13 protein-coding genes are annotated in these 18,053 nt (G+C 37.8%); 3 read left to right on the forward strand and 10 right to left on the reverse strand.

Features of this window, described 5'->3' with window-relative positions; genetic code table 11:
- Window positions 1-482 precede the first annotated feature (482 nt).
- Together MKY17_RS15140 and MKY17_RS15145 are read right to left on the reverse strand one after the other, a co-directional pair.
- Window positions 483-917, reverse strand: a complete 435-nt coding sequence (locus tag MKY17_RS15140; protein ID WP_076369604.1) for a DMT family transporter — start codon at window positions 915-917, stop codon at window positions 483-485.
- 177 nt (window positions 918-1,094) lie between these two features.
- Complete coding sequence (locus tag MKY17_RS15145; protein ID WP_098369509.1) at window positions 1,095-1,673, reverse strand: GNAT family N-acetyltransferase; 579 nt, start codon at window positions 1,671-1,673, stop codon at window positions 1,095-1,097.
- Window positions 1,674-2,458: 785 nt separating this feature from the next.
- On the opposite strand from MKY17_RS15145, the gene MKY17_RS15150 reads away from it, so the two are divergent.
- The 3 genes from MKY17_RS15150 to MKY17_RS15160 all read left to right on the forward strand — a co-directional run bounded on the left by MKY17_RS15150 (window position 2,459) and on the right by MKY17_RS15160 (window position 5,083).
- A complete protein-coding gene (locus tag MKY17_RS15150) occupies window positions 2,459-3,085 on the forward strand; it encodes a CAP domain-containing protein (RefSeq protein WP_098369508.1) in 627 nt (208 codons plus the stop codon).
- A 303-nt stretch (window positions 3,086-3,388) separates the two neighbouring features.
- Window positions 3,389-4,270, forward strand: coding sequence for a helix-turn-helix domain-containing protein (locus tag MKY17_RS15155; RefSeq protein WP_098369507.1), 882 nt, complete (start codon window positions 3,389-3,391; stop codon window positions 4,268-4,270).
- Between the two features lie 213 nt (window positions 4,271-4,483).
- Complete coding sequence (locus MKY17_RS15160) at window positions 4,484-5,083, forward strand: exonuclease domain-containing protein (RefSeq protein WP_098369506.1); 600 nt, start codon at window positions 4,484-4,486, stop codon at window positions 5,081-5,083.
- A gap of 193 nt (window positions 5,084-5,276) precedes the next feature.
- Here MKY17_RS15160 and MKY17_RS15165 read toward each other — a convergent pair whose 3' ends face one another.
- From MKY17_RS15165 to MKY17_RS15200, 8 genes are all read right to left on the reverse strand, one after another.
- Window positions 5,277-7,670 (reverse strand): YhgE/Pip domain-containing protein, encoded by a 2,394-nt coding sequence (locus tag MKY17_RS15165; protein ID WP_339200150.1) that lies wholly within the window; start codon window positions 7,668-7,670, stop codon window positions 5,277-5,279.
- 420 nt (window positions 7,671-8,090) lie between these two features.
- Window positions 8,091-9,089 (reverse strand): nitronate monooxygenase, encoded by a 999-nt coding sequence (locus tag MKY17_RS15170; RefSeq protein WP_098369504.1) that lies wholly within the window; start codon window positions 9,087-9,089, stop codon window positions 8,091-8,093.
- 171 nt (window positions 9,090-9,260) lie between these two features.
- A complete protein-coding gene (locus tag MKY17_RS15175) occupies window positions 9,261-10,004 on the reverse strand; it encodes a Cof-type HAD-IIB family hydrolase (RefSeq protein ID WP_098369503.1) in 744 nt (247 codons plus the stop codon).
- 176 nt (window positions 10,005-10,180) lie between these two features.
- On the reverse strand, window positions 10,181-11,176 hold the full coding sequence (locus MKY17_RS15180) for a cation diffusion facilitator family transporter (protein ID WP_098369502.1): 996 nt from the start codon (window positions 11,174-11,176) through the stop codon (window positions 10,181-10,183).
- A 278-nt stretch (window positions 11,177-11,454) separates the two neighbouring features.
- Complete coding sequence (locus MKY17_RS15185; protein ID WP_098369501.1) at window positions 11,455-12,207, reverse strand: hypothetical protein; 753 nt, start codon at window positions 12,205-12,207, stop codon at window positions 11,455-11,457.
- 238 nt (window positions 12,208-12,445) lie between these two features.
- Complete coding sequence (locus tag MKY17_RS15190; protein ID WP_286176868.1) at window positions 12,446-13,864, reverse strand: amino acid permease; 1,419 nt, start codon at window positions 13,862-13,864, stop codon at window positions 12,446-12,448.
- 797 nt (window positions 13,865-14,661) lie between these two features.
- The gene (locus MKY17_RS15195) at window positions 14,662-15,807 is read right to left on the reverse strand and encodes a histidine kinase N-terminal domain-containing protein (protein WP_098369498.1); all 1,146 of its coding nucleotides are present in this window, start codon (window positions 15,805-15,807) and stop codon (window positions 14,662-14,664) included.
- A 251-nt stretch (window positions 15,808-16,058) separates the two neighbouring features.
- Window positions 16,059-17,891 carry a sigma-54-dependent Fis family transcriptional regulator gene (locus MKY17_RS15200; RefSeq protein WP_098369497.1) on the reverse strand — a complete coding sequence of 611 codons (1,833 nt, stop codon included), beginning with the start codon at window positions 17,889-17,891 and terminating at the stop codon, window positions 16,059-16,061.
- Window positions 17,892-18,053: the final 162 nt, after the last annotated feature.

Raw genomic sequence — 18,053 nt, forward strand, 5'->3', positions numbered from 1 at the left:
TTTTCAACCTCGCTAAGGGTACTATACCTCGAATTAAAGATGTTGAATTTTAAGTATATTACGAATAAATCAAAAAATCAATAAACCGATGAGTACTTTTTCACAAGATAGTAATTATTTGCTAATCAATTCGATCTAGATACTAGGTAAAAAGAAATGATAACCTATTTGATGTAAAATGACTTCCGACTTCCAGTGGTTTTTTCAAACACCTTTATGACAGTATTCATATAAGTTCGCTCGTCTATTTTTTTCTAAATATTCTAACAATTAAAGTCGGGTTGGTTACTAAGACCACTTTCCTAGCAAACCATTCCCAATTCAATAATATACTTTAGTAGAATAATATTTTTTCTCAATAAAGTATTGAGTTCTTTTCAAGTAAATCCCAAATAACGGATAATAACTATGTAGGAATAGAGATATTCCATCAGTTTCTCACCTATATGTACGTAGCAAATCCAATGAATAATGACCCTTCCTCATTTATGATTAAATAAATATAATGACACGAAAAGTAAACAAATGCCTGCCACCTTTTTCGCATCCAATGGGATTCGTACGCCTCCAAATAAACCGAAATGGTCAATGACTGCCCCGATCAGTATCTGGCCTGCGATAACCCCGACCAATGCAGGTGCAACTCCAATCTGAGGGACGACCAATACTATCACAATGACATAAATAGCCCCTAACAGTCCGCCTATCAATTGCCATTTTGGTACAGACGCGATGGCAGAAATGTTTCCATTTCCCGCGAACAAAACAATAAATAATAAAGCAAGTGTCCCGATCCCAAACGAAATGAAAGAAGCTTCAATAACCCCCACTTTTTTCCCTAATCCACCATTGATTTGTCCTTGTATGGCAATGGTGATGCCGCCTAGGACCGCAAGCAACGGAAATAGTATCTTCACAATGATTTTGCTCCTTTTTATGTCCGTCCATCCGGACTGATTAATGAATCCGCACTCTATTTTAACATGAAAAATATGTATATTGTCCTTTAGTGATATAAATTGATCCTAACGGGAGAGATATTGCACAAATAAAAAACTGGCACTATTGGCCAGCTGCAATGTTCTAATACTAAACTATAATCTATTTGATCCCTGAATACTTTGTTGTCTTAACTGGCAATACTCTGTACTTAACAAGGAAAATACAAGGGCATCATGGGATTGATTCCGAAGAAATAGATAACTTCGAAGGCTGCCCTCCTCTTTGAATCCAAATTTCTTCAATAGGTTTCTGGATGCAATATTATCCTTGAAAGTTAAAGCCGCAATTCTGATTAGTCCCAATTCTTCAAAGCAATAGCGCAATACTTCGTTGACGGCTTCAGACGTAAAGTGATTCCTCCAATATTCGGGATGGATTTCATATCCTATTTCGACGCGTTTGTTCGCGAGGCTCAATTGATTCAGGCCAACAGTACCGATGAATTTGCCTGAATCCTTTAAAATGACTCCCCACCGCATCCCACGTTTGTTTATATAAGCACTTTTAAACGAATCGATTAAGCGGCGGGCATCTTCAACTCGGATTAAACTTTCTATTCCATCATATTTGGTCACTTCATCTTTAGAGAGAATTTCGAACAGACTTTCAGCATGATGGTGACCTATTTCGATTAAACGCAGCCTTTCTGTTTCCAATTCCTTAAACCACATCGAAGAATCCCCCCGGTATTTTCAGCTGTCTACTTTATTCTATTCGTGAAGAAGAGATACCTTTCTTAATGTACAATACTTTTTGAAAAATCCATTTCTTTTACATACAATGCCGAGTCCTAATGTCCTCCCTTTGTAATCAAATCCATGATGATATGGGAAAGGCTGACACTGTAAACCGTCCCATTCCGCCATAACCTTTTAAGAAATAGCAATTTGGATGGTTAGGATACATTCTACTATCGTCGGTAAACCATCATGGGGTCTCACCAAAAAGAGCCCCCAGGACGACATTCAGGCCCGTATCTGCAAAAAAATAGGCACAGTGTGCCCCCGATGAACCTCTTCCTACTATACAAACATCACATGAAAGATTCTCTTCCAACATTGGATATTTTCTAGCTTCAAATTTATCTTTTCCAAAACACTTTCCCTGCCTTTAAATCCATTCAATTCCACCCTTAGGATAATTTATTGAATCCATCATTTTTAGTTCCATATAACTATATCGTTTTGATGTTATTATTATTTTCCCTGACAAATATGGCCTGCAAACGTAAAATGATTCTTTATCTACATGAAATAATTCTTCCAATTTATCAAAAAGCCCTATGATTTTGGTTACCCTTAACACACTTCCGGGTTATATGGACCCTTAACATCATCTTCCCATTCGATACCTTTTTCCCATTCCAATAGAGATTGTTAATGAGCTAATTTTACACAAAACTATTTTTATAGCATACTATACTTCCAATCCAGATATTCTACTAGGAGGAATCAAAATGAAGAAAATCATCCTTTTATCAGCCCTGTCTCTATCCCTATTATCTCCAAAAGTTGCTCTGGGAGCCAATACATACGAGGTGGCAAAAGGAGATACCTTAACGAAAATTGCTACTGAATATGATGTCAGCATTGACGAATTACTTAAAACGAACTCTGCTATAAACGATGCAAATCAAATTCGAATCGGACAAATCATAAATCTTCCCACGTCCAACACCACAGTTAATCGCGCAGAAAGTCAATCAGTTGAACAGCAGGTCCTTAGTTTAGTGAATGAAGAACGGTCAAAATCGGGCCTACCTTCCCTTAAAATGGATACAGCCATTTCTAACGTAGCAATTCTGAAATCTGAGGATATGCGAGATAGTAATTATTTCAATCATACAAGCCCCAGTTATGGATCGCCTTTCGAAATGATGAAATCCTTTGGGATCAGTTACAAGTACGCAGGGGAAAATATCGCAGCAGGTCAACCTAGTGCGGATGCTGTCATGAAATCATGGATGAACAGCCCTGGACATAAGGCCAATATCCTGAACAAGAACTATACACATATTGGAATTGGGCATGTGACAGGTGGGAAATACACCCACTATTGGACCCAGCAATTCATTGGAAATTAAAAACGTTAGAGGCGGCAGATTGCCGCCTCCTTTTTTTATCCTTATATTCCAAATCTAAAGCTTGCTATTATCCGGGATTATAGACTCCAAGCAAAAATATGCGGGGACCTTTCACTTTATATAGAAAAGACGTCTTGCATTTTTCGCTTCAATAAAAAGTCGTTCTTCATTTTTTTTGTTGGATGAATACTATAGGAATACTCGTAAAGTAGTTATATCATACTATCTTTCAATTATCGTTCTTATAAAAATAAAATTATGTTAAAATAGAATTCTAGACATAGGTACAAAGGAGCAATTGTAATGAAAATTGAGGTTGGCTCTGTTATCAACGAATTACGAATAAAACAAAATCTTACAAGAGAAGAACTGGCTAGGGATATATGTGAACCTAATGCCCTGTCAGATTATGAAAGAAGCATCACTTCTCCAACAATTGATGAATTGGCACTTTTTGCGGATAAACTTAAAGTTGACCTGCCGTATTTCTTCACCACCAAAAATGAACCGATTTATAATTACATAGAAACCATTAAACTTTTGATTAACAAATACAAACGCACACGTAATTATGAAGCAATTTATGAAATCGTCCAAAAAGAAATGGCAACTGCACCGGAAAAATCGATATCGTTTTATCAATTCTTGAAATGGCATGAAGGTATCTCTTTTTTTTATTTGTACAATGACAAACAAAGGGCCATAGAATTATTGAATGAGGCCATTCAGATTACCATGGGTAAACGGGTCATTCTTCATCAACAGGAGATAGAAGTTTTAAATAGTATCGGAATTATCCATTTTAAAACGAAGAATTATGAAGAGGCCATCAACATCTTCAATGAAGCACTGGAATTTATCGAGAATATTCCCCATGTGAATCAAGAAGGTACCATTATCTTGAAGATCATTCATGGATTGGCACAAACATTGACTGAACTTCATTATTATCAGGAATCATTAAATTATACCCTTAAAGGGATCAACATTTGTAATTCGATAGAATCATTATATTTATATGCGGAACTCCATCTATTAACTGGTAAGAATCTAGTTCATCTTCAACAACCTGAAAAAGGACTGCACTATATAAAACAATCCAAGAACATTTTCAGTCTTCAAAAAAACGAAGAATTCATACGAATTGCCGAAGATGAATTGGAAAGCATTTTGCAATGCTTATGAATTTCAATGGATAAAAAAAGATAGAGATTGCTTTGAAAAAAGCAATACTCTATCTTTTTTTATCCATTGTTAGTTCTTGCTCTACCAATCATTTTTCAGGAATGACTATTTTTTTCAAGTTAAAAATGCTACTTTAAAACAATCATTACACTTTCAATAGCTATTCTATGTCAGCTATAATAGAAGAATGAAACCCAACTGGAGGAAAAAAAATTGTCTAATAGATTAGGTTTAGTGCTTGACGTAGAAACAACTGGTTTACGTCCCTCTTCCGATGAAATCATCGAGCTTGCTCTTATACTCTTTACATACAGCAGTGAAACAGGTGAAATTATTAATCTTATTGATCAGGAATCATTTTTAAGGGAGCCTCTCTCCTATGGAGCAAGAAGGAATTATGATCAAGCGTACAGAATTCATGGAATTCCATACAGCTCAGTAGAAGGAAAAAGTTTTCACGATGAAAAAATTAAATCCTTCATTGCCCGTACCGATTCGATTTTCGCACATAATGCTTCTTTCGATAGAAGTTTCCTTTACCAAATGTATCCGGAAATCAATGATCAAAAGTGGTTCTGTACGATGCGGAATGTTCCTTGGAAGCAATACGGATTTGAGAATAGTAAACTCTTAACATTACTGCAGGCACATAATATCACAAATTTCCAAACACACAGGGCTATGGACGATATATCTTACCTAATGGAACTCATGAGAAAACCAGGACCTTCTGGCCATCCTTATTTAAAGGAAGTCATAGCAAAAAATCCAATGAAGAAATATGCACCTGCTTCTCAAAAGACAAGGGTATAGCTGATTGCAAAAATACTTCATTGTACAGGCTGCACCAAAGTTTTGTCACAAAATTGCTCATTCCATGAGAACAGGAATACATTTCTTTACGATGGGTGTTATTTTAGGGGCACTTTTATTTCCCTGCATTTCACTTATTTCCTGATATTTATTAAAAAACAGCGACCCATGACGGGTCGCTGTTTTTTGATCATTATACAGTTGCTTCTTCCTGTTTTTCATTTAATGCGCCGTTCAATTTCTTATACCGATAAATAAAGTAAAGAAGTGATAATATTAATGCCACAACGAGGAATATGGCCAATATGCCAAGATTATGCCACATGAAGCTATAATCTCCTGTTGAGATGACTGCACGGAAAGCATTAATAGAATATGTCATCGGTAGGAACGGTGTGAATCCTTGCAAGAAGCCAGGAACTAATTCATTTGGGAATGTTCCGCCACTGCTGGTCAGTTGAAGAATCAAAATCAATAACGCTATGAACCGGCCAGGATTGTCAAAGGCCGAACCCAGGAACTGAATGATTGCCATGAATGTACAGCTAGCAAGAATGCTTACTGCAAAAAATAGCGGCAGGCTCGTAACATTGATTCCAAGACCTAAAATTAAAATCGAGTCCACCAATATGGCTTGACAGATTCCTATGAGTGCCATGACGCTGTATTTACTAATAAACCAGCTAAATCCACTCGCAGGTTTAACAGCAGGATCTTTTAACGGGAAAATGATCGTCAGAACGATAGCCCCGATAAATAAACTTAATGAAATTAAATATGGTGCAAAACTAGTGCCATAGTTCGGGACATTATTAATTGGTAATTTATCCACTTTAACTGGGCTTGCAAACATGTCATATACTTCTTCATTGGACTTTATCTTACCTGCTTCGTCTGCCCCATCACTTAATTCGTCATGTAATTCTGCAGATCCATCTGAAAGTTTGGCGATTCCATCTTGTAACTTAATGGCTCCATTTGCCAGTTCTCCCATTCCGCTAGTAAGGCTGGATGAACCTTCCTTCAGCTTATCCGTTCCTGTAACCAGACCTTTCGAACCTTCTGAAAGCTGTGAGGTTCCACTTGATAATTGCTTGGAGCCATCTTCAAGCTGATCAAGCCCGCTTACCAAGTTATTGCTGCCTTCGGTTAACTGTCCAAGCCCACTTTGTGCTGAATCTATACTATCGCCAAATGTTGTCAAGCCAGATACCAATTGACCTTGACCATTCTTCAGTTCATCCGCCCCATTGGCGAGTTTATCCTGAGCTTGCTTCAATTGAGTGAAACCGCCGCTTATTGCACTTGTGCCTTCACCTAACTGATTAGCTCCAGCACTAAGACTATTTGAGCCTTTAGCAATTTCAGTTGCACTTGCCGATAGTTCCCCTACTCCTTCAGATACTCCTTTACTACCTTCACTGATGCGGGTTAGAGAAGTAATCACTCCCTCCAAACGCGCTTTCTCTGCAGGATCATCCGCAGCTTCAGATTGTTGTTTCAATCCGGAAATTACCTCATCCAAACCTGCTGAAACTTCAGATGCCCCAGCTTTTGCTTCGTTCGATGCTGCACTCCATTCAGCCAATGAACCTGAAAGTTGGGAAGCTCCAGCAGCTACACCATTTGCTCCATCTGTCAAAGCGGGCAGCTTTTCTTCGATTTGATTGAAGCCCTCTAATGACTGTTGCAGTCCAGAGGCCAATTCACCAGTACCCGCTTCAGATTTCTTGGCTCCTTGCAAAAGCTCGGATTGCCCATCTTTCATTTGTCCAACACCAGAGCTAAACTGTTGTAACCCTTGATTGAGTTCTTTTGATCCTATAGCTGCCGAACCGACTCCATTCGAAAAGGTCAATGATTTTTCAGCTAATTTTTCCAGGTTTTCATGGATTTCGACAGAACCTGAATGAAGGGAATCAATTCCTTCATCGACTTTTTTGGAACCCTCTTTAGCCGAGTTAATCCCATCACCAAGTTCACTTGATCCGTTCTTCACTGTATCTGTTCCATCTTTCAATTCTCCAGCTCCGTCACTGGCACTTTTGAGTCCGTCAGTCATTTCGTTCAAATTATCGAACATAGACTCCGCATAGGTTTTCGTAACGGCTGACGAAACCTCCCCTTTAATTCTCTCCGAAGCTGCGTCACCTATTTTAGTGGAAATATAGTTGAACCCTTCATTGGACGTATAAATTAAATCAAGTTTTTCCGGATTGTCCTCCTGTAAGGTCGTTGCATTTTTGGAGAAGTTTTTCGGGATTTCTATTTTCATGTAATAATCTTGTTTTTCCAGGCCTTCATTTGCTTCTTTTTGACTGACGAAATGCCAATCGAAATCCTTCTTTTCCTTTAACTCCTTGACTAAATCTTTTCCTATTGTAAGTTCCGATTCATTGAACTCCGCACCCTCATCCATATTGACAATGGCAACAGGCAATTGGTCCACCTTACCATATGGATCCCAAAATGCCCACAGGAAAGTGCCGCTGTATAATAATGGAACCAGTATGATCCCTATTATCGAAATGAGTATCATAGGATGTTTTATTATGGCTAAAATTTCACCCTTTAAAGATTTTAACACGCCTACCAAGCCCTCCTATACGACGAATATGCCGTTTATTTAATCTATCTCGGTGAAAAACGGATTGAAGAATACATTTTTAACTCATTTGCTTCTGCAATATATTTAAAATTCACTATCTTAATCATTAATATATATTACTTTTCAAGCAAATAATAACTTATGACTATATCGTTCATTTGGTCATTAACACGAAAATAATATAACATTTATCCATTCATTTATCAATACTTTTTCACTGTCTTACATCCTATATCTACTATTTATCTCTTTATATTCTGTTTAGATTGCCTTTTTATTGATTAAGCCCTTATCATCGGCTGTTAAAATTTCCTCTATATTTCATGGCAAAAAAGGGTATCCATAATGGATACCCTTTTAATTAGCTATATTAGCATAATTAAATGAAGCGCTTACATATCATTTTGATATAATGCCTTTTAATTTTTCCGCCTGCCCGGTCAGTTTCTTTAAGGATTGCTGATATTCTTTTTCTAATTGTTTTATGATTCCGGCGGCGGTATCTATTTTTTTAATCGCCCCTACGCCATGACCCGCTGACCAAATATCACGCCACGCTTTAGATTCAGATGATTTGGACATGCTGTCAAAATCGACTTTTTCTTTTTTGGCTAATTGCTCAGGGTCTAATCCTTCCTTTCTGATGCTCGGTTTCAGCATATTACAATTAACGCCTGAAAATGCATCAGTCAAGATGATGTCATCATGATCAGAATCGACAAGCATTTCACGATATTCATCATTGGCCCTGCTCTCTTTAGCCACGATAAAACGTGTACCCATATATGCAAGATCCGCTCCTGCAGCTTGAGCTGCCAAGATACTGTGACCAGTACTGATGGATCCGGCAAGCAAAATGATTCCGTCCCAGAATGTCCTTACGCTGTCCACGAAAGCAAAGCTATTTATCTCACCAGCATGACCACCGGCTCCCGCAGCAACCAAGATCAATCCGTCCACACCTGACTCCGCAGCTTTTTTTGCAAAATCCACCGAGCTGACATCCGAAAAGACCAACCCGCCATAGCTATGTACGACATCCACCACATGTTTTGGTGAACCTAATGATGTAATGACGATGGGAGGCTGATGCTTTTTGACCAATTCCAGCTCTTCTTCAAGACGGCTATATGTACGGTGGACAACCATATTCATTGCCCATGGAGCAATCTTTGAGCCAGGTTCTTTATCCTTTGCTGCAATCAATGTGTCGTTTATATCACTCATCCATTGATCCAGTACCTCAATCGGCCGCGCATTCGGTGCTGGAAAAGAGCCGATCACCCCATTCAAGCAGCATTCTTTCACTAACTCAGGACCGGATATTAAAAACATAGGTGCTGAGATAACTGGTAAAGTTAATTGATTCCACCACTGTTCAGGCAAACTTCTTGTCATCTATGAAACCTCCCATTTTAATATATTACCAAAATATAACACTACAAGATTATCATACTTCTAAAATACACAATTTTCAAGAAATTAATTCAGCAGCTGAATTAACTTGTCATGAAGCGCCATGTCAATGAAAAAACTGTATATGGAATGCATCCCATATACAGTTTCGATTCAATTTGAAAGCGCCCATTTACGAATGGCCTTAGCCACACCATCTTCTTCGTTTGTTGCTGTAACCCAATCTGCTTTTTCTTTCACAATTTCTTGGGCGTTTCCCATTGCCACACCCACTTTTGCATCAGAAATCATTGCAAGGTCGTTAAGGCTGTCACCTACTGCCATAACATTATCCATCGTAATATCGAGCAATGAACATACAAGCTTTATCGCTTTCGCTTTATTGACGCCCATGGCATTCACTTCAATATTCGTTGGGCTAGAATTGCTTATTTCAAAGTTTCCTTTTGATACCAGTTCATCCATGATGATTTTGCGGACGTCATCATCAGTTGTATCAAAACCGAATTTAAGCCATTGCGAATCATGGATTTTTTCAGGCATTTCAGCCCTGTAAATATTATCGCAACTAATTGCCCAAAAATGTGTACCATGTTTTTGGCTTAATTCCCACATCCATTGTATGGACTCACTATCGACGATATTCCTTTCCACCAGTTTTCCTTGATTATCGTATATTTCACTTCCGTTAACGGTAATGAGGTATGATTGGAGTTCCATTGACTTTGCAAAATCACTGCATGTCGCGTAGGATCTTCCTGTGCTCAATACAACAAAAATCCCTTGATTTTCTGCTTCTTTTATCGCTCTCCGATTTTCTTGGGATATCTCTCCAGCCTTATTGAGAAGCGTGCCATCCATATCAAGTGCAACCAGCTTAATATCTTGTTCCTTCATTCTTATTCACCCTTCCATAATCCTTCTTTATGTAACTAATTCCATGATAGCTTATAATGCATACGCAAGGAAAGTACGTGAATAATTGAACAGGTATTGCCATTCGTTTCATGGTTTTTAAAATCAACCAAATATCTTTATCCGGCCACTTTATATTCTGCCATTCTAAACATCGTCTACTCCCTTTCTTTTTTCATTTCATTCAATTCTTTTTTTATCTGACCTTCCCATTTTGGGATACCATCATTTTCATCAAATTCTATAATGACATCCGTTACTCCTCTTTCCTTGAATATCTCATTAAACAGCCGATCTTTAATGTCATCCGCCTGGGCGATTGAAATATGGGGATCAAGTTCAACTTCAAGTTCAACATGAAAGTCTTCCCCTTCTTTTATTACGGCAAGTTTCTGTATATCCCTTACGTCTGGATCATCCATGACCTTAGTTCCGATTTTTTGTCGCATTTCAATATCGGCTTCCCCAAGAGCACCTGCAGCATTATCAAGAAATACCCTACCAACCACATAGAACATACCAAGACCGATCATGACGGAAGCAACGCCTTCCGCTTGGATGAAGGGCGTGAAGTTTGCTAATAAAATGGCAATTATCGCTAGTACCCCACCACCGGTTGCTACCATATCTTCCATGAATACTAATTTGGTCGCCGGTTTTGCTCTTTTTAAACCAGCGAAGCTCTTAAATATGACGGCTGCTCCTTTAGCTTCGATTCCAGTCTCATGCACCACTTCTTTCATCGCTTTAAATAATACATATGATTCCAACACAACCGCTAACGAAAGGACGGACAAGTTAATAAGGATACCAGTTGATTCTACAGGGTGCAAAATGTGATGGAACCCTTCTTTAATCGTTTCATAAGACATAATCCCGACAACCAATACTGCCCCTAATAATACGAGGTTAACCAAACGTCCAAAACCATCAGGGAATCGATCAGTTGGTGACTTTTTACTTAGTGCGGATCCAATGAAGACGAAAAACTGATTCGCAGCATCGCCCAAAGTATGTAAAGTTTCAGCAAACATAGCTACATTGCCTGTCATAAAATAAGCAATCCCCTTTAGCACAGCGATGATACTATTCACACAGGCAGCAATGAACGCCGATTTATTACCTTGTTTTAATAACCGAAATAACTCTTTCATATAATACCCCCCCTAATCTTTTTATAAATCCATTATCATAATGTATTATCCCCAACAGTGGAAAATATGAAACCACATAAGCGAAACCCTTAACTATACGATTGGTGAATGGTCATAAGTTGTAATTCCCACAAACGAATATATTCCAGGAATGGACTCATCTATTCTAATAAGTTCACATGAACGCATTCATTTCTTTTGAAAACTGATTAAAACAACAAAAAAAGGGAGTAAGCGGCGGCTTACTTCCTATCATTCAAGAACTTCTGCGTTTAAGCTTAGATCTCCTTTTTCACTAACTTAGATGGATTATTAACTTTATACCGTATTTCTTTATTGTATTTTTTGTCGACCACTTTTCCATCAAATTCGATTGCGTCCCCTTCTTCGAGCTCAGCTTTTTTTAATGTCTTGCTATATCCACACCAAGCATCGCCGATAGTCAATTCAGGCTCCGTTGTCACTATGACACTCTCCAAGAGTATGACTTCATCTTCTTCACCAGTGAAATGGTTCATTTTCGCCGTGAACTCCTTGACCGTTGCAGTGAAATGCACTTTTTCCCCAGGTAAGTCCAATTTAGGTTTTGCAGTCGTCTTTTTAGTTTTGGCTTTTGCTTTTTTTGGTTCTGCACTTAGCTGATCGGAGTTTTCCGTAATTGGTGCTTCCATCACCTGCTCAGTTTCACTTGAATCTGCGGATGTTTCGGCAACCGGTCCACTCAACAATTCTTTTCCGAAACTGGTGCTTTGCATTTCCTTTAAATAGGAAGGGTGAATGCAACTAAGCTTTCCATTTTCAAATTCAACAACTACAGTGTCAAGGCCATTTCCATATTGTTCATAACCTGCCAATTTGACTTTAGCTTGAAAACTGCCGCTTTTATATAATAGTTCTCTTTTTACCGAACGGGCAGTGAATAATTTCCATTCCAATCCTTTAGCGATATAGTCCGTATCATCTAAAAAAGGGATATACTCTCCTTTTGGTGCAATATAATGAATCAAATCTTCAGCTGGAGTTTCAGCCACAGTAACCACTCCTAATCTTTTCTATAGATTATATTCTAGCAAAGGATTTCAAAGTTGCAAATGAATGAGTATCATTATGGGTTGATAGCAGTCACAATTCCGAACACGCCTAATTTCCCCCCATTAAATGAATGCGATCAATTTTGGAACCAGAAAAAAAGCTGCCCACTAAGAGCAGCCTTTTTATTTGAATAGTCAATCATTTATTTCGACAATCGGGCAAAAAGGACTACATCCCTTACCCTTCCTTAATGTGAATTTTTTTTAGTTTTCCTTCCTGTTCAGGAGTAATAACGTTTTTCTTATGATAAAACAGAAAGTATGACCCAATAACTAGAATCGTGAGAAGGGTTGTAAGAAAGAATTGCAATCTCATGGAATCAATAAATGCCTGAGCAACGAAAATAATAAATAATACGGCAATAGTCACGTAGGTTAAATAAGGGAATAGCCACATTTTCACTTTGAGTGTCCCTGGATTTTCTTTTTCCGACTTTTTCCGCAAATATAGATGGGAAAAGGCGATAAAGATATACATGATCATGGTGACTCCTCCCGAGCTGTTTGCGAGAAAAGCAAACAATTTATCAGGGGAAACAAATTTAAATGTCGTACACACATAAGCAAAGAAAACACTTGCCATTAACGCCCAAATCGGAATTCCCCTCTTATTCACACGGGAAAGGATTTTCGGTGCATCACCTTTTATTGATAAAGAATATAACATACGAGAGCTTGTATATAGCCCTGAATTCAAAACAGAAAGCAATGAAGTGAAGATTACGATATTCATGACTTGACCCGCTGCCGGGAGGCCTGCCATATCAAATACGCTGGCATAGGGGGTTTTTAGTAAATCTTTAGCCCCTTGGGGGATTACGATAACTAACACAGTAACTGAACCAACAAAGAAAAGAAGGAGACGCCATACAACACTGTTTATGGCTCTAATAATATTTTTTTCAGGGTTTTCAGACTCGCCTGCAGCAATGGCAGCTACTTCACTTCCTGATAAAGAGAAGGTAATGAATATCACACTAAGGAGGACAGGCAGAAAACCATTTGGCAAAAACCTTCCATCCCCAGTTATGTTTGAGAGGCCTGGTGAATCGAATCCTGGAACAAATCCGAAAATCATGGCGGCGCCCAGGAAGAGGAATATTACAATGGCAGCCACTTTCATGAAAGCTAACCAGTATTCAAATTCCCCATAAGCTTTGACAGAATAGATATTCGTAACCGTCATTAATATAGGGAAAGATAGACTGGCAGCCCACATAGGTATGCCAGGAACCCAATCATGAATCATAGTACCCAATAACGTAGTTTCGATAGCAATGATGATAACCCAGTTGAACCAGTATAACCAGCCTATCGTGTATCCGGCCCAGGGACCAAATGCTTGATGTGCATATGTTGAAAAGGATCCGCTATCAGGATTCACCACAGCCATTTCACCCAGCATACGCATTATTAGCACGATCATCAATCCTGCGATTATATACGATAAAATAGCACCAGGTCCTGCTGAATCGATTATTGTTCCGCTTCCGATAAATAGTCCTGCCCCGATTACCCCGCCAATAGAAATCATTGTGACATGCCTGGTCTTGAGACCGTGTTTCAATTCATTTGTTTGAAGTGCCACTATTGTCACCATCCTTTAAAACTGTCAATTTGCCGTTTTGTAAGCAGTAAACCACTGCTCATGGGTAACCTAGTAGAAATCTTTCATTCAAAAACAATGTTTACAGTCTATCCCAGTTTCATCATTAATTTTAATGGGGCCAAATTCATCACAATCGGTATATGTATATTGCACAGCAAAAACTCTATTAACCGAAACCGCTTTTCTATTTATACTGCCCCTTTACTACCTCAGCCCCTCAACGAAATACACGGAAAGTACAATGATCTTTGTTGATTTTGCACTTTTTGCATTTTGTTGAGTGAAGTCCTATTATGTAAAAAATATATTTACCCAGCTCTATTATTTTTTTCCTCGCTCTTCACCCTCTTTCATTAATATTTTATACATATATAAATAAAAGCAATATCCATGCCAAAAAAAAGGATAGTTATTTTATTAGGGTTTAACGCTTTTATGTGTCTAAAATGATTCATTATTGAATCATTAATCCGATTTGTGATTCATTTATTAATTATTGCCCCTTTTTGATCCACAATCGAATTAAAAATGACAATATAATTGTTTTCTTTTAAAATTTCGACACACATATATATGAAAAATAGCAGGGATAAAAAAAAGATGCTAAAATCCATATTATGATTTCTTGGCATCTTCCAATTAGATTTATTTTCACTGAGAATGTTTTTGTAAAATACAGGCAAACCCAGAATTCCCTTCCGCTATTAATCAAAAATCTATGTACAAGCTTCGAAAAATATCGATAAGTATATAATGCTTTATGTAATGTCACTATATGATATGTATTAAACCCTTATAAATTCGTTCTGAACTGTGGGAAAATGGATACTGAATGTGGTTAAATTTTCATTGGAGACACAATTCATATATCCAGCATTACTTTCAATGATCTTTTTACATACGTATAATCCAATTCCCGTTCCTAACTCTTTCGTTGTAACAAAGGGCTCAAAAATAGATTCGATCAATTCACTGGCAATGGCCGGTCCATTATTTGAAATTCTAATTATTCTTTCATTCGCCTCAATTAAAGAGTTTATCCTCAAAATTCTTGGATGTTCCTTATCCTTTAAGGCATCAATGGAATTAATAAAAAGATTCAAGAACACTTGTTTTAACCCATCCTTGCTCGCTGTCATGACGAAGTTTGGAAAAATATCTATTTCCACATTAACACTGGCATCCACAATATTTGCATAAGTCAGTTCTTGAATTTCTTCAATTAACTTCAACACGGAAATTTCCTCTCTTTGTTCCTCATTAAAATCTGATTTAGAGGTATGGAGGAATTGGGTTATCCTGAAATTTAACTGATTTAATTCATAATCAATGATATCTAAATATTTCAAGCCCGGGTTCTCCCTTTTCAGTAATTTATTGAACCCCATGATAGCTGTAAGAGGGTTTCGGAACTCATGTACAAAGCTTGATGATATCTGACCCAGTACCGCTAATTTATCTTTGTGGTTTTCACTAATATAAGACTTTTTCTCCTCAATCACTTCATTTGTAAGATTCGTATATCTCGTTACTGCATGGTAGCTGAACGTATCAAAGTGCAAGTTGATATCATTAATGAATTTCTGCATATAATTAATCGGGATATCTGCCCCAAAAAGATTTCTGATTATGATATTTCTTCCCAAATTGATATTATATAGAAAATCCCCAATGTTGATATTTGCTTCAAGTCGCTCTTTTGCAACCTGGTAAGCCAATTTTATCAGCACATCTTCAGACAATACCTCCTTGAACGTTTGGATGACCAGTGAGTACATCCCATAACCATTTTCTTTAATCTTACCTTTGTAGGGGTCTATTTCATTGATCTTAATAGTCTCGTTCCATTCATTTAAAAACACAGATTCATTTTCTTCCAAATATTGAATCAATACATTTTTATACTTCTTATGTTCAGATGACAACTCCATACTATTGACCACACATCCCCTTACGGAATTTTAGATACTATATCAATAACATCATTCTATATGAGATTTTGATTTCCTGCACTTCATTATTTATTGTTTTTAAGGTGAAATGTAGCTTATAAGGAGACAAGGTATGCTGGTCCGCATATGTTTACTTGCGATACCAAAGAACCGACCAAATCAGGTCGGGAATCTGAGATTTTCATAATATTGAAACTCATCATTCATGTTTTTATTATACTAAGAAACTCTTACTTTTGAAGTTTGATTCCATATTTTTTCATTTTTCTATAAAGCGTATTTCGGCCGATATCGAGTTGTTTCGCGGCGTTACTGATATTTCCATTTGTTCGTTCCAATGTATTTCTGATAAGTTGAGTTTCTTGTTCTTGAAAGTTTCTTGGTTCTTGAACGGCATTTGCCCCTTCCTCATGTGTAATGGAAGATACAGGACAAAGTGCCACAAGCAAGTCCCTTGTAATCGGGCCATTATCAGCTAGGAAAGCAGCCTGTCCCAGTACGTTTTGCAATTCACGGAAATTTCCTGGCCATGAATATTCCAAAATGAATGTTTTAGCTTCATCAGTTAGTTCGGTATGTTCGCTCTTATAAGGTAAATCCACTAAAATGTATTCTGCTAACAGCAATAAATCTTTGCGACTCCTCAGATTTGGAAGTTTTAATGATAATCCACAAAGGCGAAAAAATAGATCTGCACGGAATTCTCCTGCTTCAATTTCTTTTTGTAAGTCTTTGTTGGTGGCGGCAATGACCCTTACATCGATTGGAATGGAAGCATGTCCGCCGACACGTGTCACACATCGTTCCTGAAGCACTCGGAGCAGAGTCGCTTGAGCTTGGAGCGGCATGTCCCCGATTTCATCCAAAAAAAGGGTTCCGCCATCTGCAGCTTCGAACTTCCCCTTATGCCCGCCGCTTTTTGCGCCAGTAAAGGCACCCTTTTCATACCCAAATAACTCACTTTCCAATAAATTTTCGGGAATTGCGCTGCAATTGATGGCGATGAATGGCTTATCACTTCTTAAGCTAACCCCATGAATGGATTGAGCGAACAGTTCTTTTCCCGTTCCGCTTTCTCCAGTGATTAGCAGGCTGATATCAAGCGATGCAGCTCTTTTAGCAATGGATATGGTTTGATCCATTTGCGGATCGTTACTTAGTATATCAGTAAATTGATAACGATTGGTTGTTAAACCATCAATCAATTTTTGTTTTTTTAACCGAACGATCACGGATGATTGATTTTCCATATTTTTCCCAAGGGTTTGCACTAAAAATTCCTGGTCTTTAATTGAAACCCTCTGTTCCAAAACAAGTGGATCTGTTCCTGATATTATATTCGATACCGGTTTTTTCAATGTGCCGATAACATGTGACGCCGCTAAATTGAGATCTGTAACTTTCCCCTCTTTATCAAGGGTAATTAACGGATCAGGGTATGAATCATATATAAAATAAAGGTTTTTCTCCCTTTTTTGTGTATGGGACAATAAGAGTGCTTGTTTGATGCTATCAGCCACCCTTTGAACTAAGCTAATGGAAAAAGGATGATAATTCTGTTGATGACTGCTTAAGTTCAAAACACCAAGCAGATGCCCATCAGGGTGATAAATGGGCGATGCAGCACAAGTGAGGAAATGGTTATCCTGATGAAAGTGTTGACTGCCATGAATCAATACAGGATTTTTCTCTACAATGGCTGTTCCTATTGCATTTGTTCCTTTTGATTCCTCTAGCCAATTGGCCCCTTTCCTTAAAGAAACATTATCTGCATGGCGAATGAAAGCTGGATCCCCAACTGTTTCGATAATATATCCTTCAGGAGCAGCAAGTAATAAAATGGACTCCAAACCATTAATCGAGCGATAAACTTCTTCTAAAATGGGGGAAGAATGGTACAGGAGTTCTGCATATCGATCGTGGTATTCGGCCAACTCAAATGCACCAAGCATATCTTCCTTATCCATCATGCTTGGCTGAAGTCCCTTCGAAATGCACCGCTGCCATGATTCTTGAATAAATACCGGTATGGTTCCTTTATCCGCGCTTATATTAACAGACATTGAATAATCCTCCCGTATGTATAATCGAGTAAATCGGCTACTGTTTTTTATCCAATTTCATAAATGAAACTCTATGTAATTCAAAGTTTCAGAGCATTCAGGGTTCGTTCATTCAGTTTAATTATAACAGAAAATTCAGATATTAACCAAAATGAAAACGGC

Source organism: Peribacillus sp. FSL P2-0133 (assembly GCF_037975445.1).
GTDB classification, from domain to species: Bacteria; Bacillota; Bacilli; order Bacillales; family DSM-1321; genus Peribacillus; species Peribacillus simplex_E.